Source organism: Halolamina sediminis, from assembly GCF_001282785.1.
GTDB classification, from domain to species: Archaea; Halobacteriota; Halobacteria; order Halobacteriales; family Haloferacaceae; genus Halolamina; species Halolamina sediminis.
In genome coordinates this window covers 2246340-2267775 of sequence record NZ_CVUA01000001.1, presented here as the reverse complement: position 1 = coordinate 2267775, position 21436 = coordinate 2246340, and the positions used below count along the sequence as shown (strand labels likewise).

General features: G+C 69.7%; 20 protein-coding genes. 14 read left to right on the top strand and 6 right to left on the bottom strand.

Annotated features, from left to right (window positions below; translation table 11 throughout):
- Positions 1–26: 26 nt before the first annotated feature.
- Positions 27–272 (top strand): hypothetical protein, encoded by a 246-nt coding sequence (locus tag BN1959_RS11375; RefSeq protein WP_053948767.1) that lies wholly within the window; start codon positions 27–29, stop codon positions 270–272.
- 30 nt (positions 273–302) lie between these two features.
- Here the strand turns inward: BN1959_RS11375 and BN1959_RS11370 are convergent, their stop codons facing one another.
- Entirely contained in the window at positions 303–2009 is a 1707-nt protein-coding gene (locus BN1959_RS11370; RefSeq protein ID WP_053948766.1) for a YcaO-like family protein, read from the bottom strand.
- Positions 2010–2054: 45 nt separating this feature from the next.
- Positions 2055–2876, bottom strand: coding sequence for a transcriptional regulator TbsP (tbsP, locus tag BN1959_RS11365; protein WP_053948765.1), 822 nt, complete (start codon positions 2874–2876; stop codon positions 2055–2057).
- A 160-nt stretch (positions 2877–3036) separates the two neighbouring features.
- Between tbsP and BN1959_RS11360 the strand changes: the two genes are divergently transcribed.
- Positions 3037–3237 carry a hypothetical protein gene (locus tag BN1959_RS11360; protein WP_053948764.1) on the top strand — a complete coding sequence of 67 codons (201 nt, stop codon included), beginning with the start codon at positions 3037–3039 and terminating at the stop codon, positions 3235–3237.
- On the opposite strand, the gene BN1959_RS11355 is transcribed toward BN1959_RS11360, so the two are convergent.
- Positions 3234–5285 (bottom strand): hypothetical protein, encoded by a 2052-nt coding sequence (locus tag BN1959_RS11355; RefSeq protein WP_053948763.1) that lies wholly within the window; start codon positions 5283–5285, stop codon positions 3234–3236. The two genes, BN1959_RS11360 and BN1959_RS11355, sit on opposite strands and share 4 nt — an antisense overlap.
- Positions 5286–5375: 90 nt before the next feature.
- Here BN1959_RS11355 and BN1959_RS11350 point away from each other — a divergent pair, with 90 nt between their 5' ends.
- The 3 genes from BN1959_RS11350 to BN1959_RS11340 all read left to right on the top strand — a co-directional run bounded on the left by BN1959_RS11350 (position 5376) and on the right by BN1959_RS11340 (position 10276).
- Positions 5376–6623: a serine hydroxymethyltransferase gene (locus BN1959_RS11350; RefSeq protein WP_053948762.1), complete on the top strand. Its 1248-nt coding sequence runs from the start codon at positions 5376–5378 to the stop codon at positions 6621–6623.
- A 46-nt stretch (positions 6624–6669) separates the two neighbouring features.
- The gene (locus BN1959_RS11345) at positions 6670–9270 is read left to right on the top strand and encodes a PAS domain S-box protein (RefSeq protein WP_053948761.1); all 2601 of its coding nucleotides are present in this window, start codon (positions 6670–6672) and stop codon (positions 9268–9270) included.
- Between the two features lie 88 nt (positions 9271–9358).
- Entirely contained in the window at positions 9359–10276 is a 918-nt protein-coding gene (locus BN1959_RS11340) for a bifunctional 5,10-methylenetetrahydrofolate dehydrogenase/5,10-methenyltetrahydrofolate cyclohydrolase (RefSeq protein WP_237560332.1), read from the top strand.
- An 82-nt stretch (positions 10277–10358) separates the two neighbouring features.
- Here the strand turns inward: BN1959_RS11340 and BN1959_RS11335 are convergent, their stop codons facing one another.
- Together BN1959_RS11335 and BN1959_RS11330 are read right to left on the bottom strand one after the other, a co-directional pair.
- A complete protein-coding gene (locus BN1959_RS11335; RefSeq protein WP_053948760.1) occupies positions 10359–10805 on the bottom strand; it encodes a universal stress protein in 447 nt (148 codons plus the stop codon).
- A gap of 112 nt (positions 10806–10917) precedes the next feature.
- Positions 10918–11661: a DUF7117 family protein gene (locus tag BN1959_RS11330; RefSeq protein WP_053948759.1), complete on the bottom strand. Its 744-nt coding sequence runs from the start codon at positions 11659–11661 to the stop codon at positions 10918–10920.
- Between the two features lie 491 nt (positions 11662–12152).
- On the opposite strand from BN1959_RS11330, the gene BN1959_RS11325 reads away from it, so the two are divergent.
- From BN1959_RS11325 to BN1959_RS11315, 4 genes are all read left to right on the top strand, one after another.
- Positions 12153–12584 (top strand): DUF7528 family protein, encoded by a 432-nt coding sequence (locus BN1959_RS11325; RefSeq protein ID WP_053948758.1) that lies wholly within the window; start codon positions 12153–12155, stop codon positions 12582–12584.
- A gap of 62 nt (positions 12585–12646) precedes the next feature.
- Entirely contained in the window at positions 12647–13561 is a 915-nt protein-coding gene (locus BN1959_RS11320) for a DUF1028 domain-containing protein (RefSeq protein WP_053948757.1), read from the top strand.
- 141 nt (positions 13562–13702) lie between these two features.
- Complete coding sequence (locus tag BN1959_RS15085; RefSeq protein ID WP_202594678.1) at positions 13703–13849, top strand: hypothetical protein; 147 nt, start codon at positions 13703–13705, stop codon at positions 13847–13849.
- 297 nt (positions 13850–14146) lie between these two features.
- Positions 14147–14425, top strand: coding sequence for a PadR family transcriptional regulator (locus BN1959_RS11315; RefSeq protein ID WP_053948756.1), 279 nt, complete (start codon positions 14147–14149; stop codon positions 14423–14425).
- Here BN1959_RS11315 and BN1959_RS11310 read toward each other — a convergent pair.
- Complete coding sequence (locus BN1959_RS11310; protein WP_079978674.1) at positions 14422–15609, bottom strand: AI-2E family transporter; 1188 nt, start codon at positions 15607–15609, stop codon at positions 14422–14424. The two genes, BN1959_RS11315 and BN1959_RS11310, sit on opposite strands and share 4 nt — an antisense overlap.
- A 99-nt stretch (positions 15610–15708) precedes the next feature.
- Here BN1959_RS11310 and BN1959_RS11305 point away from each other — a divergent pair, with 99 nt between their 5' ends.
- The 5 genes from BN1959_RS11305 (at position 15709) to BN1959_RS11285 (ending at position 21300) form a co-directional block, all read left to right on the top strand.
- Positions 15709–17010 (top strand): MgtC/SapB family protein, encoded by a 1302-nt coding sequence (locus BN1959_RS11305; protein WP_053948755.1) that lies wholly within the window; start codon positions 15709–15711, stop codon positions 17008–17010.
- Positions 17011–17052: 42 nt separating this feature from the next.
- Positions 17053–18390 (top strand): class-III pyridoxal-phosphate-dependent aminotransferase, encoded by a 1338-nt coding sequence (locus tag BN1959_RS11300; RefSeq protein ID WP_053948754.1) that lies wholly within the window; start codon positions 17053–17055, stop codon positions 18388–18390.
- A 182-nt stretch (positions 18391–18572) separates the two neighbouring features.
- Complete coding sequence (locus BN1959_RS11295) at positions 18573–19598, top strand: metal ABC transporter substrate-binding protein (RefSeq protein ID WP_053948753.1); 1026 nt, start codon at positions 18573–18575, stop codon at positions 19596–19598.
- Entirely contained in the window at positions 19595–20335 is a 741-nt protein-coding gene (locus BN1959_RS11290) for a metal ABC transporter ATP-binding protein (RefSeq protein WP_053948752.1), read from the top strand. Before BN1959_RS11295 ends, BN1959_RS11290 begins: the two co-directional genes overlap by 4 nt.
- A complete protein-coding gene (locus BN1959_RS11285; RefSeq protein WP_053948751.1) occupies positions 20335–21300 on the top strand; it encodes a metal ABC transporter permease in 966 nt (321 codons plus the stop codon). The genes BN1959_RS11290 and BN1959_RS11285 overlap by 1 nt, the downstream gene beginning before the upstream one ends.
- Positions 21301–21436 lie beyond the last annotated feature (136 nt).

Here is a 21436-nt window from a genome sequence, read left to right as displayed (position 1 = left end):
TTGTGACGGGACGATCAGTTCGCAGTATGTCCTCCACGCGACGAAAGCTCGCTGTCCGCCTCCTCCGGACGGATTGGAGCGAGTGGAACCGTTCTCTTCGGGCGAAACTGCTGTCCCCCGTGTTCGTGCTCCTCGGCGGTCTCACGAGCGTTCTCCTCCAGACCGGACTCGCCCATGGGGGGGCCGAACCACGACTGGACGGCGTCGTGACGGGCGTGTTTGCCGTGGGAAGTTTGGTCCTCGGTCTCGTCGTGCTCGCGCTCGTCGACTGACGCCTCCGGCCCGGGGTGGGCCCAGTCAGTTCACGGGAACGGGTGATACGCCCGCTCCGGCCGCGCCTCGTACCCCATCGACGCCGCCACGCGCCCCAGCCGGTCGCCGAAGAACGGCTCGCCGGTGAACAGCGGCTGTGCCTCGGGGATCACGACGCGAACACCCTCGAACCCCAGCGCGGCCACGTCGCGGGTCGTCGTCCGGGCAGCGTACGGCGTGAGCCCGGCGTCGTCGACGCGCTCGACGAGGGCGTCGAGTGCTGCTTCGCCCGAGAGCTCCGCAGCCTCGTCGGCGACCGAGTCGGCCGGCACAGTCGTCTCGGGGTGTGTGAGCTCGCGAGCGCGGTCGGGGAAGTCGGCGTACTCGCCGATGGCGCCGCCCTCCTCGCCCGCCTGTTCGGGCCCCATGTCCCGGAGTTCGATCCAGTTCTGGAGCGCCTCCGCGAGCGCGCCGGTCGCGGCGTCGACGGGATCGAGTGCCGCCCCGGAGCCGGCGGCGAACCGCGGCCACTCCCCGTCGCGGTGGACTGTCGCGGCGACGACCGGCACGTCGACGTCCTGCGTGAGCAGCGTGACCGAGACCGAGAGCGCCTCGGCACGAGCACGCTTCTCGAGTTCGCGGACGCGCTCGTCGTCGACGGCCAGCCCCAGCGGCTCGTAGTCGGAGTACCACGCGAGCATCGTCGCGTCGCGTTCGATCACCTCCGAGAGCCCCGAGATCACCGCCTCGACGGTCGAGCTCCCGAGGCCGAGCCCGGTGGTGATTGGCGGCTTGATCCGCCGCTCGGGCGGGGGGTACTGGACGATCTCGGCGGGGAGCCAGACGCCCGACTCCTCGACGAGATCCAACCCCGGCAGCCACGGGCGCTCGGCGTCGGGGTCCGGGTCGTAGCCGTCGCTCGTGACGAAGCGCGTCGGGAACACGGCGTCGTCGAGCGTTGTTGCTGGCGCGTGCCGGAACTCCGCGTTGCGGTAGACGCCGGCCGCGTAGCGCTCCAGTCCCTCGCCCAGCGCCTTCATGTACGCCTCGTTCCAGTCCGCAGCCGCACCGGCGGCGAAGGGCGCGGCGCTCGCGTCGGAGAACCCCTCCGTTCCCGCGATCGACGCGAGGTAGTATGGGAGGGGGAACGACGCCTGTTCGCCCACCTGCTCGACGAGGCCGACGCGGTCGTCGACGGCGATCTCGGCCCGACCGACGGCGTCGTCGAGGTCGGTCTCCCGGAAGGACAGCGAGAGCGTGCGGTCCCGCCCGCCGGCGCAGCGACAGTACGGGACCGGCTGGAACCGGCGTTGCACGTCGGCCTCGCCGACCTCGACGACCGTGCCGCCCAGATCCTCGCCGGTCAGCAGCCTCGTCGCCCGACGGCCGGCGACCGCGCCCGCGTAGCGCACGGCGCTGGTGGGCGCGGACCGATCGTCTCCCTCGGCTGTCGCGGCGACGCGGCGCTCCAGACAGCGGTAGCAGCCCGAGGCGGGCGTGAACGCCGAGACGGCGGCGTCGACCGCGTCGACGGCGTGGCCGCCGACGCCGCCGATCTCGACGGCGACCCACCGGTCCAGCGCGTCACTGTCGGCGGCGGTGCCGAACGCGTCCGCGCCGGCGGCGCCGACGACGAAACAGAGCCCCACGTCGGCGAACTCGTCGCTGCCGGCCTCGATCACCCGCGCGTCGAGATCGTCCATCGCCGCCTCGATCGCGTCGACGGCGGGGCCGCTCCCGACGATTCCGATATCCATGTCCCGGGGAGGGGGCGCCGCTCGCAAAAAGGAACGGGTGCCGGCTTAGCTGGCGATCATCGACTGCGCGACGCTCGCGATCTCCGCGGCGTCGGCGTCGTGGAGCCGCTCGTCGCCCAGCTTCAGCCGCAGTCGGGGGCGCCCCACGTCGATCGGGACCTTCTCGGTGTCGATCAGCCCCAGCTCCTCGAGGCGGGTTTTCGTCCGGGAGAACGTCGCCTTCGAGGCGATCCCCACGTCCTCGCCCCACTTGCTGATGTCGTACAGCAGCACGTCGTTCTTGGCGGCGACCAGCAGCGAGATGGTCACCTCGTCGAGCCCGTCGCCGTCGCCCCGGGCGGTCTCCAGCGAGTCGAGCACCGCGTCGAAGTCGGTGCGGGACTGCTCGCCGATGTCGTCGGCCATCGTCTCGCGGACCCGCGAGATGGCGGGCGTCCGGAGGTTGAACGCCTCAGCGGCCTCGAAGCGTGCGCTGTAGTCCTCGTAGGCCTGCCCGACGAACGACTCGTCGTCGGTCGAGAGCCCGGCGACGGCGTCGCCGGCAGTGACGACGGCGATCGTTCGCTCCTCGGTCACGAGCAGCGCGTTGTCGACGCCACCTTCGAGCGTCCGGAGTTCGAGGCTGCCGGCCTCGACGAGGTCGGCCGCGTTACTGGCGACGAGGAAGTCGTCCATCACGTCTTTGAGCATGCGTTCGTCCGCCAGCAGCTTCACCGTCGGGAACTCGCCGTCGAACTCGGTTCCGAGTCCGATCAGCGCCTCCACCGCCGCCGCCGAGGGACCGACGAACAGTACCTCGCCGTCGGCGGCTTCGATGCTCTCCCGCAGGATATCCTCTATTTCGTCGCCGAGTAAATTCGAGTTCATTCCTACGAGAGTATATGCGCTACTCGATATTTAATATTAACGGGTATATCGCCGTCTCAGGGCTTCTACCGGAAATTCTGAACTCGTTCTGATGGGAAATCAAGGCCGGAGTCGTGTGTGTAAGACAACTCTTTTCACGGAAGAAATGGTATGGTATTCCATGCCACGGAACGGTGCGCTACCGAGAATCGGTGTTCGGACCGGCGAGTTCGTCGCGCGCCACCCGCGGCTCGTCGTGGCGGTCGCGGCGATGCTCGTGCTCCTTGCGGTGCAGGATGGGGCGCTGGCCGCGGACGGTGTGGTCCTGGAGCCGGCCGACGACGCCTCGGCCGACCCCGGCCCCGAACCGATACGGGACTAGCGACCGGCCGTTTCGGCGGCGAGCTCTTCGGCGAGCTCGGTACACCAGTGGATGTCGCCGCGGTAGACCACGGGGAACTCCCCCCGGCGGAGGAACTGGACCAACTCAGCCGCGTCCATCTCGATCTCCCACTCGTTCCCGATCAACACTGGCGGGCAGTCCTGGTCGACGTTGATGAACGCACGCCCGCCCGCAAGCGACGGCGACAGCATCCCGTGGGTCAGGGTGAACGTGTCGCCGTCCCGGACCAGTTTTGCCTCCGTCCCCGCCAGCGAGTCCGTCTGCGTCAGAACGTGTGTGCCGTCGCCGACGACCGCGTAATCCTTCCCCATGATCACCCGCCGACGGGCCAGCGCGAGCGCCCGCTCGATCGCGTAGCCGTGGGCGACCAGCCGCGCGAACATGGTCCCGACTTTCGCGGCGTGGCTGTCGAGCACCTTCTCGAACGTGACCGCGCCCGCGACGCTCCCTTTCCGGACGAGCTCCGTCCCCTCCTCGTAGGAGCCACAGGCGTTGAGGAAGAACGTCTGGACCCGGGAACGGTCGACCGACGAGATCGAGAGCGTCCCGTCGGGACAGCGCAGCCCCGTCGGCTCACAGTGGCCGACGAAGTGGAGCAAGTCGTGGCGCTGCTCGATCACGTCGGCGAGCTCGTCGACTGACAGCGACTCCCGCACGTCGATGTCGATCTCGAGCTTCTCGGCCCGCCGCCGGTAGATGTCGGCGGCCCGGGAGTGCTCCTCCCGCATCTCCGCGTCGTTGAGCACCGCGACCACCGAGATCGGGCCGTCGGCCCGCCCCCGGTAGAGCGATCGGTTCTCGTAGGCCGCCGGGAGCGTTTTGAACGTGTCCATGGCGACGCCGCCGGCCAGCCAGCCGTGGTAACGACTCGGCCCCAGATCGGCGTCCCGGAGCTCGACCGGGTCGGGGGCGGCCACGCCCGCCCGGTAGAACGCCGAGAGCGAGCTGTCGAGCCGGTCTTCGTCGCTCAGCGGGCTGCTTCGCGGGGTGAACAGCTGCGGCACGTCGTCGAGCATGAACGGGAGACACTGGACGCCGTCGTACGTCGGCTCGACGTACATCGAGAGGTGCCACTCCGGCAGCGCCTCGGCGACGGCGTCGAGATCGACCTCCCGGTACGCCAGCACCCGTTCGGCGATCTCCGCGTCGTAGAGCGCGTCGGCGTCGATGGGGAGCCGATCGAGCAGATCGGCCGCCCGGACAGTCGCGTCGTGGGGGCCGGCGGTCCGAACCAGACAGTCGAGCCAGAACGTCCGTCGGAGCAGCGCCGCGACCCGCCGCTCGTAGCGTCGTCCCTGCCCCAGATCGATCTGCTCGCCCCCGGCACGGAGCGACGGCTCGACCCCGTCGGCGACGTGGACCTCGGCACCGAGGTAGTGTGCCAGCGGCGCCGCCGGCAGCAGCGCCGACAGCGAGCGGGGAAGCCGGAGTTCGATCGACGAATCGGGGACCGCCTCGCGAACGGAGTCGGGGATCGAGACCGTCTCGCCGAACGTCAGCGAGGGCGGGCGCTCCCGCATCGAACTGAACGATCGGTCGGCCGTCGCCGAGCAGAAGGCCCCAGAAAACGTCGAGAGCGCGGTCGCGACCCCCGCCGGGCTCCGGGGGACGGTGACCGACTCCCGCGCCGAGTCCACCCGGCTCCGAAACCCCAGCCTGACAGCCGTGGGGCCGGGGAACGAGACGACGGTCCGGTCGAACTCCGGCTGGGCGAGGCTGAACGAGCCGTCGACCCGGAGGAACGTCCGGACCGGCGCGGCGATCCGGAGCTCGTACGCGCCGGCGGGGAACGAGATCGGTCCCTCACGGCCGCCCAGCGTGGTCGACTCCCCGCTGTCGATGTCGTCCACGGCGACGACGACGGGCGGGAACTCCAGCCGCTCGGTCCGCCCGGCGACTGCGGCGTCGACAGGTGCGTCCAGCGCCGGTGCCGCGGCGGTCGGCGTCCACCCGACGGTCCCGACGCGGACGGCGGTTTTGGCCCCGTCGACGGCGCGGACACCGTCCCCCTCGATCTCGACGTCCATGCGTCCGTCCCGCGATACGGGAGGCCGGCGCTAAATCTCTGTCGGGCAGCGACAGTCAAGCTTAACCCGGACCTGGCCCCGGTTGCGCGTATGGAGCACGATCACGTCCGACAGGTCGATCCCGAGCTCGCGGACGCGCTCGAAGCCGAGACCGACCGCCAGCGGGACACGATCACGCTGATCGCCAGCGAGAACCACGTCTCGGAGGCGGTGATGGACGCCCAGTCCAGCAGCCTCACCAACAAGTACGCCGAGGGGTACCCCGGGCAGCGCTACTACGGGGGCTGTGAGCACGCCGACACCGTCGAACAGCTGGCGATCGACCGCGCGAAGGAGCTGTGGGGCGCAGAGCACGTCAACGTCCAGCCCCACTCCGGCTCGCAGGCCAACATGGCCGTCTACATCGCCGCGCTCGACCCCGGCGACAAGATCCTGAGCCTCGATCTGACCCACGGCGGCCACCTCAGCCACGGCCACTCCGCGAACTTCGTCGGCGAACATTTCGAGGTGCAGCACTACGAGTGCGACGACGAGACGGGGTACGTCGACTACGAGGGGCTGGCCGAGCAGGCCGAGCAGTTCGAACCGGACATGATCGTCTCGGGCTACTCCGCCTACCCCCGCGAGGTCGAGTGGGAGCGCATCCAAGCGACCGCCGAGTCGGTCGACGCGCTCCACCTCGCCGACATCGCTCACATCACCGGGCTCGTCGCCGCCGGCGAACACGCGTCGCCGGTCGGCGTCGCCGACTTCGTCACCGGCTCGACCCACAAGACGATCCGCGCCGGCCGCGGCGGGATGGTCATGTGCGGCGAGGAGTGGGCCGAGGCCGTCGACAAGGCCGTCATCCCCGGAATGCAGGGCGGCCCGCTGATGCACAACATCGCCGGCAAGGCGGTCGGATTCGAGGAGGCGCTCACGCCGGAGTTCGAGGAGTACGCCGCCCGCGTCGTCACCAACGCGGAGGCGATGGCCGAGCGCCTTCGCGAGCGCGGCCTCGATCTCGTCTCCGGCGGCACCGACACCCACCTCGTGCTCGCTGATCTCCGGCCGTCCCACCCCGACACGAGCGGGAAGGACGTCGAGGAGGCCCTCGAGAAGGCGGGGATCGTCCTCAACGCCAACACCGTCCCCGGCGAGACACGCTCGCCGTTCAACCCCTCCGGCATCCGCGTCGGCACGCCCGCGATCACGACCCGCGGGTTCACCGCGAGCGACTGCCGGACCGTCGCCGACTGCATCGCCGACGTCGTCGACGCGCCGGACGACGAGGACGTGCTCGCCGAAGTCGCCGAGACGATCGGCGAACTGACCGAGAAACACCCGCTGTACGAGTAGTCTGAGTGGGACGGCTTTTTCCGTAGAGCACTGGAGTAGTCGATAGATGCGTACCAACCTCCTCTGGGTCGGCCCGCCGGAGCCACCTGAGACGGTCGCCCGCCTCGCCGAACGGCGCGGCTGGTCGCTCCGGAGCGCCGACCCGGGGAGTAGTGCCGGTGCGGCGACCCGTCACCGCCCCGCGGCAGTCGTCGTCGGCACGGACGACGCCGATCTCGACGGGCTCCGTGCGGCCACGCAGGCGCCGATCGCGCACTGTCCACCGGTGACGACCGCCGACGGCGTGGGCGCCGCGAGCGCGGTCGGCGTCGATATCGTGCTCCCACAGGACACCGACGAGTGGGGAGTGGACACGCTCCTCGACCGCCTCGGGGCCGTCGAGTCGGACTCGGCCTCGATCGCCGACGGGATGGGCTCGGCCCACGACACTGCGCGGGAGGCAGCCGGCGATCCACCGGCACCGACCGGAACCGCGACGCCGACCGACGAACGCCCGCCGCGGGGGACGCTGACTGTCGACGACGAGGGGCAGATCAGCTACGTGGGCGAGCGCGCCGCCGAGCTGCTGGGCCGGGACGCCGAGTCGCTGCTGGGCAGCGAGCTTCACGAGGCGTTGCCGTGGGCCGACCTCGGCCGGCTGGAAAGGGTAGACGATCTCGCGGCCGACGACGGGACGGTGTCGACGGTCGAGCGGCTGATGCCGGCCAACCGCTGGCTGAAGCTGACCGCCCGTCCCACGGACGCGGGCGCGACGGTCACCGTCGTCGAACTCGACGCGGCCGAGCGTCGGCGGGTCGTGCTCGACCGGCTCCACGGGCTCACTCGCCGGCTGTTCGCCGCCGAGACGCCCGACGCCATCGCGGAGATCGCCTGCGAGGCGGCCCGGGACGTGCTCGGCCTCGAAGTCGTCGTCGTTCGCCTCGCCGAGCGGGGTGGGGACGGGCTCCGAGTGGCGGCGAAAACCGAGCCGGTCGAGGAGCTGATGCCCGCACGGTCGCGCTACGGCGTCGGCGAGAGCATCGCCGGCGCCGTCTACGAGGAGGGGAGCCCGCGGATCTCGCTCGACCTCGACGAGGAGCGGTTCGGCCAGATCGAATCGACGATCTCCCTCCCGTTGGGCGAGCACGGCGTCATGAGCGTCGGCTCGACCGCTACCGACGCGTTCGACGACGCCGACGTCTCGCTGGCGCGGCTGCTGTCGACGACGGTGACCGCGGCGCTCGATCGGGCCGAACGCGAGACCCAACTTCGCCGTCGGGAGGCGGTGCTCGAATCGGTCCAGGGGATGGTGTTCGTGCTCGACGAGGACCGACTGATCGACTACGTTTCGACGCCGCTGGCGGAGCGCCTCGGCGTGAGCCGGGAGGATGTCGTCGGCAAACACGTCGTGGAGTTTGTCGACGTGACAGAGTTCTACGGCGCCGAGAGCCGGCTCCGCGAGGACGTGTCGGATCTTTCGCTCGACCTCCGTATCGACTCGCCCGACGGGGAGTCGTTCCCCGCCCGCGTCGACCTCTCGGTGCTCGAACAGACCGACCGTGGGCGGACGCTCGTCGGCATCGTCGAGGACCGCTCGACGCTGGCGGAGACCCGCGAGGACCTCCGCCGGGAGCACGAGCGGCTGTGGACGCTGTTCGAGAACCTCCCCGACCCGGTCGTCGACGCCGAACACGTCGAGGGCGGGCCGGTGATCCGCGCAGCCAACGACGCGTTCGCGGACGTGTTCGGCGTCGACCGCGAGTCGATCGTCGGGCAGCCTATCGACGAGGTGCTCAGCCTGCCCGCCGGCGAGCGACCCGGAGACACGCCGCCGGAAGCGATCAACGAGCGGGTCCGCGAGGGGGAGGTAACGGGCGCGAAAGTCCGGCGGGAGACCGCCCACGGTGCGCGGACGTTCCTGTTCCGGGGGATCCCCTACGCCGAGAACGGTTCCGTCCGCGCGTTCGGCATCTACACCGACGTGACCGAGATCGAGCGCCGCGAGCGCCACGTGAAGGTGCTCGATCGACTGCTCAGACACAACCTCCGGAACGATCTCGGCGTCGTGATCGGCCGGGCCGAGAACGTGCTCGAACGGGCGGACGACCCGGATATCGAGTCGGAGGCCGCCGCCCTCGTCGAGGCCGCCAACGGGCTGATCGACCTGAGCGACACCGCAAAGCGCATCCGCCGGATCATCGAGGGCCCCGAGACCGAGCGATCCACGATCGGCGTCGCGAGCCTGTTCGGGCCGGTCGCGGCCGACGCCCGGGAGCAGTTCCCCGAGGCGACGGTTCGGATTGGCGACGAGTTCGACGACCTCGCGGTGCTCGCCACCTCTGATCTCCGGCTCGCGCTGGAGGAGTTGGTCGAGAACGCGATCGTCCACGGCGCCGACGCCCCGGCCGTGGATCTCCGAGCGGAGCCGTTCGAGCCCGCCCCGGGGGAGTGGATCGACCTGCTCGTTGTCGACAACGGGCCGGGGATCCCGGAGGCCGAGCGCGCGGCCATCACGGGCAGCCGCGACATCACACAGCTTCAGCACGGTAGCGGGCTGGGGCTATGGCTCGTCCGCTGGGCCGTCGAGTCCGTCGGCGGCGACGTGTCGTTCGAGCGCCGGGACGGGAACACCGTCGTGCGGCTCCGGCTCCGCCGGGCGACGGAGTAATCCACGTTCTTGCCCACTCGAAATAGTTTCCATCCTTTTCTATGCACGTATCCGAGGGTTGAAGTGGGCCCAGCCCCCGGTATCGACCGTGAGCGAGGCAATTCAGGAGCGAGCCGACCGGGCGGACGTGATCGACGGCGAGGCCGTCGCCGCGGCGGTACGGGAGAGCGTCTCCGGGGCGGTCGATCGCCTCCGGAGCGAGGGCGTGACCCCGGGGCTGGCGACCGTGCTGATGAGCGACGACCCCGCGAGCGAGACGTACGTCCGGATGAAACAGCGCGACTGCGAGGACGTGGGTATCGAGAGCCGCCACGTCGAGATCGACACTGACGCCCCGCAGTCCGAGCTGTTCGAGACGATCGACGAGCTCAACGCCGACCCCGCGATCGACGGGATCCTGATCCAGCGGCCGCTGACGGCGGGCGTCGACGAGCCGGCGGCGCTGCGCCGGGTCGCCCCCGAGAAGGACGTCGACGGGTTCCACCCGGAGAACGTCGGCCGGCTCGTGACCGGCGACCCGCGATTCGTCCCGTGTACGCCGCTGGGGATCCAGCGGCTGCTGGTGGAGGCGGGCGTGGAGATCCCCGGCTCGGACGTGGTCGTCGTCGGCCGCTCGGAGCTGGTGGGGAAGCCGCTCGCGAACCTCCTGCTCGGCCGCGGCGACGACGCGGACGCGACGGTGACGGTCTGTCACTCGAAGACCGACGACCTGGCGGCGCACGTCTCCCGCGCGGACGTGGTGGTCGTCGCCGCGGGCGTCCCCGAACTCGTCACCGGCGAGATGCTGGCGCCGGACTCGACGGTGATCGACGTGGGGATCAACGCCGTCGGCGAGGGCGACGACCGCGAACTGGTCGGCGACGTCGAGTACGAGAGCGCTTCGGAGGTCGCCGGCGCGATCACCCCAGTCCCCGGCGGCGTCGGGCCGATGACCCGAGCGATGCTACTGCGGAATACGGTGATGGCTGCGGCCCGGCAGTCGGGCGTCGATCTCGATCTGGAGTGAGGCTATCGGCGTCGTGATAGGTCCGACAGGAAATCTAGCGACGACACGATGGTCGTCGCACGCCACGCGCCGTGGCCGATTTTTACTCCGTGACGACCGTCACCGGCCCCTCGAAGTCGAGAATGACGCGCTGGGTCACGTCGCCGAAGATCGCCTTCCCGGTGGGCGAGCGGCGCTGGCCGGTCATGAAGATGTGGTCACAGCCGTGGTTCTGTGCGCCGTCGATTACGGTCTCGGCCCGGTCGCCGACCGCGCCGGCGGTCTCGTACTCGATGTCGACGCCCTCGAGCGTCTCGACGCCGATGTCGTTCGCGAAGCTGCGGGCGCCCTCAAGCGCCTGTCCGACGGAGTAGCTCACGTCGGCCTCCGGGATCGCCTCCAGCGCTTCGCGCTCCTCGGCGTACTCCTCCTCACTCACGACACAGAGCAGCGTGAGTCGGGCGTCGACCCCGGCCGCGAGTTCGCCGGCCTCTCGAACCAGCTCCTTTGTCACGTCGTCCGGTCCGACGACAGCGAGTGCGTGTTCCATACGCCGCAAATACCACGGTCCAGTGATAAAGCTGGCTGAAAACGTGGTAACACGTGGCGGAGGTGTGGATGGCCGTGCGACCGGGTGTGCCCCACGCTCCCGCAATCGCCTTTCAACTCTCGGCCAGCCCGTCGAGCCGCTGGCGTGCGGCCGCGAGCGCCGACTCCTCGCCGTTCAGGTAGCGGTGCAGGTCCCGGCACGCCCGGACGAGCGACTCGACCGTCTCCGGAGGGAGATCGCCCTCCAGCGCGTCGAGCCGCTTCTGTTGATCGCGGATTCGCCCGAGCGTTCGGCGCGCGTCCTCCTCAGGGGCGTCGTCGAGGTAGCTGGCCACGTCGTCGCGGTAGGCGTCGACGGCCGCCGCGTACGCCAGCCCACGGGCGGGCGCGAGCGACTCGGGCACGTCAGCGGGCGCGGGACGTTCGCCGTCGTCGGCGCCCTGGAGCAGGTCGAGTAGGTAGCGCTCGGCGGCCTCCCGTTCGGGCTCGTCGGACGCGGCGCCGAAGCGTGCGTCCCGGCGGTAGTCGGTGATCGCCGCCCGAAGCTCCCCGACCGCGAGGTACGTGTCGTCCAGCGGGAGCAGCTCGCCCCCGCGGAGGAACCCCCGCTTACGGAGGTACGCCCGGCAGTCCGACGCCACGCTGTCGGCGATATCGGTGATCCCCTCGCCGTCCGCGAGCGCGGTCCGGTGTGGCGTGAGCTCGAACTCGGCGGGGCTGTCCGTGTGGTGGCGCCGTTCGTCCTCGACCGCGACGCTCCGGAGGCTCCCGCAGTCCGGGCAGCTCGCCTCCCCGGTCTCGTAGTAGGACCAGCGCGTGCCGCAGTTCTTGCACTCGCGCTCGCCGCGGATCTTCATGCCCGATCGTGGGAGCGCCGGCGGCAAAACGGCGGTGGTCGGGCGGCGCGTCCACCGACCACGTCCACGGAAGCGAAGCGGTTCGAAAGAGCGAAGCGCTTTCGTCGTGCCGAGAGGCGCCTCGCGCCTCTCGTAGCACTCCCGTTAGCCAGCCAGAAATCGAAGATTTCTGGCGACGTGGACGAGCGGCGCTCGTCCGCCAGCCAGAACGCGGCGCGTTCTGGCGACGTTGTCAGAAGCTGTGCTTCTGACTGCCCGCCGGACGTAGTCCTGCGACGGCGAGCGACCAGCCGAGCCCTGCGTCGCTCGGTTCTCGAGTGTGATGCCGTGGTCGGGTGTGAACCCACCCCGCCCGCCCGTCAGCGATAAGTGACGACCCGCCCTACCGCCGGGCACGATGTCTCACCCGACATCCGTCGAGGATAGAGGAAGCCGTCGACAGGCGGCTGATCGAGAAATCGGTCGGCGCTGAGGACAGTCGGGACGGCGAACTGGTTCTGTCGCTCCCCGACGGTGAGCACCGGCTCTCCCGCGAGGCCGCGACGGCGTTGCGGGACGACCTGACCGCGGCGCTGACGGGGTGCCGGGAGTTCGTCCGGACTGCAGGCGAGCACCGCCCGGACGGCAGCTACGTCGTCTCGCGCCGGGGCGCCGACTCCGCGGGCAACGCCAAGCAGTTCCGCGACTTCCGGACGATAACGGCGCTGTACGAACGGCTGCCCGAGCAGTTCGACGCCAGCGCGGTCGGCGTGGCCGCCGGCGACGACGCGGTGTCGGGGAGCCGCCGACACCTGCTCGTCCGGCACTTCGCCGAACACCCCGCTTTCGACTGCGAACTGGTCGCCGAACAGCCCCTGACCGCGGAGAAGACACCCTCTGACGACGGGCAGACACGGGCGACCGTCGCCGCCCCGACCGACTGAGCAGTCCCGCAACGGCTGCCGCGGCGTCAACGCTTTTCTCGCCGCCGGCCGATCGATCGCCCATGACGTTCTCCATCGTCGCCAAAGCGGATGACGCGATCGGGATCGCCGTCCAGTCGAAGTTCGTCAGCGTGGGCTCGGTCGTCCCGTTCGCGGACGCCGAGGCGGGCGCGATCGCGACACAGAGCTTCGCGAACGTGGCCTACGGCGCGGACGGGCTGGAGCATCTCCGGGACGGGCTGACTGCCGAGGAGACGATCGAGCGGCTGACCGAGGCAGACGACGAGGCCGAGCGCCGGCAGGTCGGCGTCGTCGGCGCGGACGGCTCCGTCGCCGGCTTCACCGGCGACGACTGCTTCGACACTGCACTCGACGTACAGGGCGAGAACTACACCGCACAGGGGAACATCCTCGAAAACGAGGAGACGATCCACGCGATGGCCGAGACGTTCGAGGAGGCCGACGGCGGCCTGCCCGAGCGGCTGCTCGCCGCGCTACAGGCCGGCGACGAGGCCGGCGGCGACAGCCGCGGCAAGCAGGCCGCGGCGCTGTACGTCGTCAAGCCCGAGGGCGGCTACGACGGGGGGAACGATCGCTGGATCGACGTGCGCGTCGACGACCACGAGACGCCGATTCAGGAGCTCGAACGCGTGTTCAAGCTGTACGACGTGACGCTGCTGGCCCGGGAGGAGCCCGAGGAGGTGACGGAGCTGACCGGCGAGACCGCACAGGCGGTCGCCGACACGCTGGTCGATCTGGGCCACCTCGACACCGAAGATGCGGAGACCGTCGCCGCATTCGCCGAGCCCCAGCGCGACGCGCTGGAGGCGTTCCGGGGGATGAACAACTTCGAGAACCACTCGCTGCCCGTCGTCGAGGACGCGCTGGCCCGCGGCTGGGACGACGCCGACGGCGAGGGGGAAAAGCGCATGGTCGACGCGATCTGGCACGGGCTCCAGCGGCTGGAGCGGGAGTAGCGAGGCGGGAAAACTCGCCTCCGGCGAGGCAAACCGCCTCGGAGCGACGAGCGGCGTGAGCCGCGAGTAGCGAGATCAGTAACCGACGCGGTCGTTTGTTCCGCCGTCACACCCAAGCGCCCGCGGGTTCTACCCACCCGCATGCGCGACGAGTCGGAAATCCGCGAGCAGTACGAGTTCCTGCAGGAACAGCTCGACAGCGAGGAGATGAACCACGAGGGCGTCAGGGAGATGTTCACCTACTACAAGCGGGCGCTGGGGTGGGTGCTCGAGGAGGAGCATATCTAGTGTCGGATTCGGGACAACGCTACGTTTAACAGGGGGGACTGCCAACGACCGATGACGCTTCGTCTGGAGGGCCGAAGCGTCAGCGGGGACCGTTTCGACGCCGGGCACGGCCGGTTTTCTCGGCCCGCCCGGCGTTTTCGTTCTCACGTCCGTCAGTCACTGCTCCGTCGTGACGGATACGTCGAATCGTCAGATCAGATTTCTCCCCGACTACCGACGTTGGCCGGCGTCAACGGCCCTAAAACCGATATCTGCGTAATCTTTATCAGCGTTCCGAAATAGTAGGAAAGTAACACTATGTACGACCTCACCGGGTTCCAGCGCGACCTGTTGTACGTCATCGCGGGCGAGGGCGATCCACACGGACTGGCGATCAAGGAGGAACTGGAGGAGTACTACGAGTCGGAGATTCACCACGGGCGGCTCTACCCGAACCTCGACACGCTGGTCGAGAAGGGGCTCGTCGAGAAGGGCCAACGCGACCGTCGAACCAACTACTACACGCTGACCCGCCGCGGGACCCGCGAGATCGAGGCACGTCGAGAGTGGGAGGACCAGTACCTCGACCTAGACTAACCCTCGCCTTCGGTCCCCGTCTCCGGTGTGTCGTCGCCGCCCTCCGCGAACTCGAACTCCTCCCCGACGCCGACGGTGATGTAGCTCGGGTCGACAGCGTACGGCTCGATCGGCTCCGCGGCGACGAGCTCGGGGAGGACGATGCGGGTGAAGTGGACGACGAACACCAGCAGCATCGGCATCAGGAAGATGCCGTACCAGCCGAACAGCAGCGGGCCGAGGGTGTACGCGAGCATCAGCGCGCCGACGTGGAGCGAGCGCCCGGAGACGTACGGTCGGAGCACCAGATCGGGGATCGTATCGACGATCACGAACGACACCGCGGCGAAGGCGATGACGAACGCGAACCCGCCCGCCGTCCCCGCGAGCGCCGACTGGACCGCAAGCACCAGCGCCACCGGGACGTAGACGAGCTTCATCCCGACGACGGGGATCAGGCTCGCGATGCCGGCGAGCATCCCCACCAGCGCGGGCGCCGGGATCGACCCGCCCGGCGGTGCGAACACGTTCAGCACGGAGTAGGAGATCACGCCGATCGTGCCGGTCAGGATCGCGTTGAGGATGTTGCCGAAGAAGATCGAGTTGAAGTCCCGATCGACCGCGCCGAAGAACGTCCGGACGATCCCCCGGTCGTCGTCGAAGTTCCGGACGAACCAGCGCGCGAGCCGGTGGTCCTCCCGCAGCAGGTAGAACGCCATCGCCAGCATCACGAACAGGTGAATGCCGGCGATGCCCAGCACCGCGACGGTGCCGAACGCCGACTCGATCGGCTGGAGCAGCTCCGAGAGCTCCGCCGACGTGAGCATCTCCACCGTCCCCTCCTGCAGCAGGCTCTCCGGGTCCGCGATCCCGTCCAGCAGCGCCGGGTCGATACCGAGCTGTTCGACGTCGATCGTGGTCGTCTGGGCGTAGCGGTCGAGCTCCTGGAGCACGATGGTGACCGCATAGCCCACTAGCGCCAGCGCCGGCAACACCAGCGCGAACAGCGAGACGCCGGCGGCGAGGCTGGGGCTGTCGAGGGCGCGCCGGAGCTGCCGGTAGATCGGCCGCGTCGCGTAGTAGACGAAGAGGCCGAACACGAGCGTCCCGACGAAGGAGTAGGCGACGAACGCCAGCGCGCCGGCGAGCGCGAGGCCGAGCGCCCCCCACGCCAGTCGCCCCTTGTCGACCTCCGAGAACTCCATACCTCCCGAGGGGACCGGCGCGAGTATAAGCGTGTTCCCGACCCGGGGGGCGCACGGGCCCCTAGAGCTTTACGTGCCGGGTGCGGTACGTAGCGACCCATGCTGCCGCTGCAGGCCGACACGCTGTTCGCCGCCCCCCTTTCGGAGCCGGTGGTCAGGCTGACGATCGCCGGCGCGCTGGGGCTGTTTCTCGGGCTCGAACGGGAGTGGTCCGAGAAGTCGGCGGGCGTGCGGACGTTCTCGCTGTTGACGCTGTCGGGCGCGACGACGACGCTGCTGGCCGAGCGTGTCGCTGCGACCGGCGCGCTGGTGGCGGTCGGCGGCCTGCTCGTCCTGCTGATGGGCGGGCTGCTCGCGGTCCGAGAGCTCCAGAGCGACAGCGCCGACGCCTCGCTCTCGCTGACCACCAGCGTCTCGATGTTCGTCGCCTACGGGATCGGCGCGCTCGTGGCGGGGGGGCTGGTGATCGAGGGGGTGACGGTGGCGGTGATCTCTTCTGCGCTGCTAGTGCTCAAACGGGAGCTCCACTCCTTCGCCGGCGACCTCGACCGCGCCGAACTGCGCTCCTCGACGGAGTTCGCCGTGCTCGCGTTCGTGATCTACCCGATCCTGCCCGCCGAGGAGGTGGACCTCTTCGGCGTCGGCTTCCCGCCCCGGGTGGCGTGGCTGATGGTCGTCACCGTCGCGGGGATCGGGATCGCGAACTACGCGCTGGTGCGGACCTACGGCGGTCGCGGCGTCGCAATCACGGGCTTCTTCGGCGGGCTGGCGTCGTCGACCGCGGTCGTGGGCTCGATGCTCGATCACGTCCGCCAGCGCGACTCGGTGACGGAGTACGCCGTCGCCGCGGTGCTGCTGGCCGACGCCGCGATGGCCGCGCGCAACCTCGGGATCGTCCTCTTTTTCACCCTCACCTCGGGCGTACCCGTGCTCGTCGCGGCGGCGGCGCCGCTGGGCGCGCTGGTGCTCGCGAGCGTGGGTGCGGCCGCGCTGACCGCCGACTGGGACACGTCGCTCGAAGTCGAGCTGGAGAGCCCGTTCTCGATGCGGAACGCGCTCACTTTCGGCGCGGTGTTCGCGGTGATCCTCGTCGGTTCGGCGTTCGCACAGGCCCGCTTCGGCACCGCGGGGCTGTTCGTCAGCGCCGCGATCTCGGGGTTGGTCTCCTCGGCGGGTGCGACCACGTCGGCGACGCTTCTGTACATCGGCGGCGGCGTCGGCGGCGGGCCAGCCGTGATCGCCGTCCTGCTCGCGTCGGCGTCGAGCATCGCGGTCAAGGCCGGGCTCACGCTGTCGGGGCCGCGACGGTTCGCCCGCTCGGTCGCGATCTGGTCGGTGCTGCTGCTTGGCGTCACCGCGGCGGTGGCGGGGGCGGCGATCCTGTTCGGGCCGGGGTTCTGAGCGGACCGCCAGCTTAACAACGACCCCCCCGCTCTCTCAAGCATGGACCGGGATACCGCGGAGCCGGAGGTCACCGACCTCCCCGGCGACCGAGCCACGGAATGGGTCGACTACCACCACGAGTTCGCCGCACCGAGCACGTACGTCTACGAGTTCGTCTGGGACCACACCGCGCCCGCCGAGGGCCCGTTCTGTACCGACGTCGACGGCAACGTGCTGATGGACTTCACCAGCCACGTCGCCGCGGCGCCGCTTGGGTACAACAACCCCAAGATCATGGAACCGCTCTCGGAGTTCGACCTGTTCGACCCGGTGAAGATCGCCGGGCAGGACTTCTACGCCTCCGACGGGAAACCCCCGGGCGAGGGACTCCCCGGCGCCGCGGGGCTGATGGACCGCATCACCGCCACCGCCGAGGAGTTCGGTATGGACACCGTGTTCCTCTCGAACTCCGGCGCCGAGGCCGTCGAGAACGCGATGAAGATCTCCTACGACCACAACCCCCTCGGGAAGTACGCGCTCACCTTCGAGGGGGCGTTCCACGGGCGGACGCTGGGCGCGCTCTCGCTCAACCGCTCGAAGGAGGTGTACCGGCGTCGATTCCCCGAGATTTCGAGCGTTCACGACTTCCCGTACTGCTCGTGTGACGGTGCCCCCGAGAACTGCCAGTGTGGCTACTTCGCGGGCGGCACGTCCGCGCTGCGCTCCAAACTCGACCCGAAGACGGGCCACGTCAACCCCGAGGAGGTCGCGTTCCTGATCATGGAGCCGATCCAGGGCGAGGGCGGCTACCGCTTCCCCAGCGAGGCGTTCGCCCGCGATGTCGCAGAGGTCACCGAAGAGCACGACATCACGCTGGTCGCCGACGAGATCCAGTCGGGGCTCGGCCGCACCGGCGAGTGGTGGGCCTCCGAGCACTACCCGTTCGATCCGGACGTGATCACTTCCGCGAAGGGGATGCGCGTCGGCGCGACGATCTCCGACAGCGAGACGTTCCCCGAGGAGAAGGGCCGACTCTCCTCGACGTGGGGCGCCGGCGACATCGTGGCCGCCGCCCGCGGCGCGTTCACCATCGACGCCATCGCGGAGTACGACCTGCTCGACAACGCCACCGAGCGCGGACAGCAGTTCAAGGAGCTCCTCCACGACGCCGACCTCGACGGCGTGACCAGCGTCCGCGGCAAGGGGCTGATGCTCGGCGTCGACTTCGAGTCGAAGGAGCTGCGTGACGATATCGTCGACGCCGCCTTCCAGCGCGGTCTGCTGCTGCTGGCCTGCGGCCAGAAGACGATCCGCGTCCTGCCGCCGATGGACGTGACCGAACGCGAGATCGAACTCGGCGCGGAGCTGTTCGTCGAAGCGATCGAAGCCGAGAACTGAGCGACGCTGCCGACCTGTTTCACGAGCCCTCTCCGACTGCCGTTTTCCCCCGTTTCTGTCCGGAGCCAACTGACGCCCGATAGCGGCATCGCTCCCCCCGACCCCACAGCACCGACTGATTAACAACACTGGCTCAAAAGATAACAAGAGTTATTAGACACTACTACAGAATTAATAATCAGATGGGGCTAACCAGACGGCAGTTGATGGGTATCGCGGTCGGAACGGCGGGGGTCGGGGCGCTCGCCGGCTGTCTCGACGCGACGAACGGCGACAGGTCGGAGTCGGACGGACGGACCGCCCAGTCGTCCTTCTTCGTCTTCGGATCGATCACCGACGCGGTCGCCGGCGACGCGGCCACGGCGGCGTTGCTGGTGCCGACTGGGCAGCACGGCCACGGCTGGGAGCCCGGGCCGCGGGTGCGCGAGGAGGTCTCCGGTGCCGACCTGCTCGTCCACGGCCCCGAGGCGTTCCAGCCGTGGATGGACGACGTGCTCGCCGACCTCGACGCCGACGGCGACGAGGTCGCGACGGTCGACGTGGCCCACGACGTGGATCTGCTCCCGGCGAACGGCGGCCACGGTCACGAGGACGGGGGGGACGATCACGAGGCACACGCGGAAACGGATCATCACGAGGAGACGGAACACGACGGCGGGGGACACGACCACGGCGCCACCGACCCACACTTCTGGCTGGACCCGACGCGGGTCGCCACGGCGGCCGGGACCGTCGAGGCGGCGTTGGCCGACGTCGACCCCGGGAACGCCGACGCCTACGCCGAGCACGCGTCGGCGTTCCGCGAACGGCTGAGCGCCCTCGACACGCGGATCGAGGCGACCGTCGCCGACGCGTCGACCGACACCCTCCTCGTCGCGGGCCACGACTCCTTCAGCTATCTTGCGGACCGCTACGGCGTCCACGTCGCGGCGCTGACCGGCATCTCGCCCGACGACCGCCCGACCACGCGGGACATTCAACACGCCCAGGAGATCATCGACGAACACGACCTGCAGTACGTCTGTGCGGATCCGCTGGCGTCCCAACAGGCCGCCGAGCAGTTGGTCGCCGAGACCGACGCCGAGGCGGTGCTGCCGCTGACGGCGATCCCCGGCCTGACCGACGAGTGGGACGCCGAGGATTGGGGCTACGTCGACGTGATGACGGAGGTGAACCTCCCGACACTCGAACGGGCGCTCGACGCATGACCGCGGTCGTCGAGGCCACGGACGTGACGTTCGCCTACGGCGATCGCCCCGTCATCGAGAGCGTCTCGCTCGACATCGAGGCGGGAGGGTTCCTCGGTCTGGTCGGTCCGAACGGCTCGGGAAAGACGACACTGCTCGAACTCCTGATCGGGCTCCGGCGCCCCGACAGCGGCTCGGTTCGGCTGTTCGGCGAGCCAGCCCATCGCCGCGGGACCGGCAAGCGCGTGGGCTACGTCCCGCAGAACGTCTCGGACGCGGCCGGCGAGATGCCCGTCACGGTCCGGGAGGCCGTCCGGATGGGGCGCTACCCACGGCACGGGTTCGGGCGGTTCGATGATGACGACCGCGCGGCCGTCGAGGCGGCGCTCCATCGGGTCGAGATCACGGATCTCGCGGACCGGCGGGTGGGTCGCCTCTCGGGCGGGCAGCGCCAACGCGTGTTCATCGCCCGCGCGCTCGCCGCCGAGGCGGACCTGCTCGCGCTCGACGAGCCGACGGTCGGCGTCGACGCCGAGTCACGCGAGGCGTTCTACGATCTGCTCGGCCAACTCAACGACGAGGGGATGACGATCGTGCTGATCGAGCACGACATCGGCGTCGTGACGACTCGCGCCTCCGAGATCGCCTGCCTGAACCGCGAGCTCTACTTCCACGGCGACCCCGAGACGTTCGTCGAGACCGACGCGCTCGCGGCGGCCTACGGCGGGTCGCAGTCGATCGTGCGGCACAACCACTGATGATCGAGAGTTCGCTCGCGCCGTCGCCTCGTCCGCTCCAGTTCGACGGTGTGGCCTCGTTCGCCATCGACGGTCTCTGGGGCGGGCTGCTGGATCTGCTCGCCGCCGCGACCGGGATCGAGATGCTGTCCTACGCGTTCATGCAGCGGGCCTACCTCGCGGCGATCTGTGTCGCGCTGCTCGGACCGCTCGTCGGGAGCTTCCTCGTCCACCGGGAGATGGCGATGATCGGCGACACGCTCGCCCACTCGGCCTTTGCCGGCGTCGCGGCGGGGCTGTTCGTCAACAGCCTGTTCGCGGTGACGGTGCCGCCGTTGCTCGCGGCGCTCGTGGTCGCGGCCGTCGCCGCGCTGGCGGTCCAGACGCTGATCGACTCCGCCGGCGCGTACCGCGACACGTCGTTGGCTATCGTACTCACCGGTTCATTCGCGGTCGGGAGCGTGCTGCTCACCGCGACCGACGGCGGGATCGCGGTCGGGATCGACGCCTACCTGTTCGGCTCGCTCGCGACGGTTTCGCGGGCCAACGCGGCGATCCTGCTGGCGATGATCGTCGTCGTCGGAACGGTGGTCGCCGTCACCTACCGCCCGCTGCTGTACGTTACCTTCGACGAGGTCGGCGCCCGTGCGGCGGGCATCCCGGTCGCACGGTATAACCGACTGCTCGCGGTGTTGACCGCGGTGGTCGTCGTCGGCGCGATGCAGATCATGGGCGTGATCCTCGTCGCGGCGATGCTGGTGATCCCGGCCGCGACGGCGACGCCGCTCCGGGGGTTCAAACGCTCGATCGTGGGTGCGGTCGGCGCGGGTCTGCTCGCGACGGTCGCGGGCGTGACGCTCTCGTACGTGTACGACGTGGCCGCGGGAGGGACGATCGTGCTCGTGGCGATCGCCATCTACGCGGCGTCGATCCTCGCGGTTCGAGTGCGGAAACGGCACGGCGGTGCGCCGGCGGGCGAGCAGTGAGTAGTGGGGAGGGGGAGCCGAACCCCCACCGCGAGCGAAGCGAGCGGGCCGACGAGCCACTGTAAGGAGTGAGGAGGCTTTTGCTCGAGCTTTTGCCAGGGCCCCTCTGGGGGCCCTGGCAAAAGCTCGAAGCGTC

What these genes read in the sequence shown, in the direction of transcription:
- tbsP (WP_053948765.1), bottom strand. Translation starts at nt 2,876, where the DNA reads ATGAACTCGAATTTACTCGGCGACGAAATAGAGGATATCCTGCGGGAG.
- BN1959_RS11360 (WP_053948764.1), top strand. Translation starts at nt 3,037, where the DNA reads ATGCCACGGAACGGTGCGCTACCGAGAATCGGTGTTCGGACCGGCGAG.
- BN1959_RS11370 (WP_053948766.1), bottom strand. Translation starts at nt 2,009, where the DNA reads ATGGATATCGGAATCGTCGGGAGCGGCCCCGCCGTCGACGCGATCGAG.
- BN1959_RS11315 (WP_053948756.1), top strand. Translation starts at nt 14,147, where the DNA reads ATGTACGACCTCACCGGGTTCCAGCGCGACCTGTTGTACGTCATCGCG.
- BN1959_RS15085 (WP_202594678.1), top strand. Translation starts at nt 13,703, where the DNA reads ATGCGCGACGAGTCGGAAATCCGCGAGCAGTACGAGTTCCTGCAGGAA.
- BN1959_RS11320 (WP_053948757.1), top strand. Translation starts at nt 12,647, where the DNA reads ATGACGTTCTCCATCGTCGCCAAAGCGGATGACGCGATCGGGATCGCC.
- BN1959_RS11335 (WP_053948760.1), bottom strand. Translation starts at nt 10,805, where the DNA reads ATGGAACACGCACTCGCTGTCGTCGGACCGGACGACGTGACAAAGGAG.
- BN1959_RS11285 (WP_053948751.1), top strand. Translation starts at nt 20,335, where the DNA reads ATGATCGAGAGTTCGCTCGCGCCGTCGCCTCGTCCGCTCCAGTTCGAC.
- BN1959_RS11345 (WP_053948761.1), top strand. Translation starts at nt 6,670, where the DNA reads ATGCGTACCAACCTCCTCTGGGTCGGCCCGCCGGAGCCACCTGAGACG.
- BN1959_RS11375 (WP_053948767.1), top strand. Translation starts at nt 27, where the DNA reads ATGTCCTCCACGCGACGAAAGCTCGCTGTCCGCCTCCTCCGGACGGAT.
- BN1959_RS11350 (WP_053948762.1), top strand. Translation starts at nt 5,376, where the DNA reads ATGGAGCACGATCACGTCCGACAGGTCGATCCCGAGCTCGCGGACGCG.
- BN1959_RS11300 (WP_053948754.1), top strand. Translation starts at nt 17,053, where the DNA reads ATGGACCGGGATACCGCGGAGCCGGAGGTCACCGACCTCCCCGGCGAC.
- BN1959_RS11310 (WP_079978674.1), bottom strand. Translation starts at nt 15,609, where the DNA reads ATGGAGTTCTCGGAGGTCGACAAGGGGCGACTGGCGTGGGGGGCGCTC.
- BN1959_RS11305 (WP_053948755.1), top strand. Translation starts at nt 15,709, where the DNA reads ATGCTGCCGCTGCAGGCCGACACGCTGTTCGCCGCCCCCCTTTCGGAG.
- BN1959_RS11295 (WP_053948753.1), top strand. Translation starts at nt 18,573, where the DNA reads ATGGGGCTAACCAGACGGCAGTTGATGGGTATCGCGGTCGGAACGGCG.
- BN1959_RS11355 (WP_053948763.1), bottom strand. Translation starts at nt 5,285, where the DNA reads ATGGACGTCGAGATCGAGGGGGACGGTGTCCGCGCCGTCGACGGGGCC.
- BN1959_RS11290 (WP_053948752.1), top strand. Translation starts at nt 19,595, where the DNA reads ATGACCGCGGTCGTCGAGGCCACGGACGTGACGTTCGCCTACGGCGAT.
- BN1959_RS11330 (WP_053948759.1), bottom strand. Translation starts at nt 11,661, where the DNA reads ATGAAGATCCGCGGCGAGCGCGAGTGCAAGAACTGCGGCACGCGCTGG.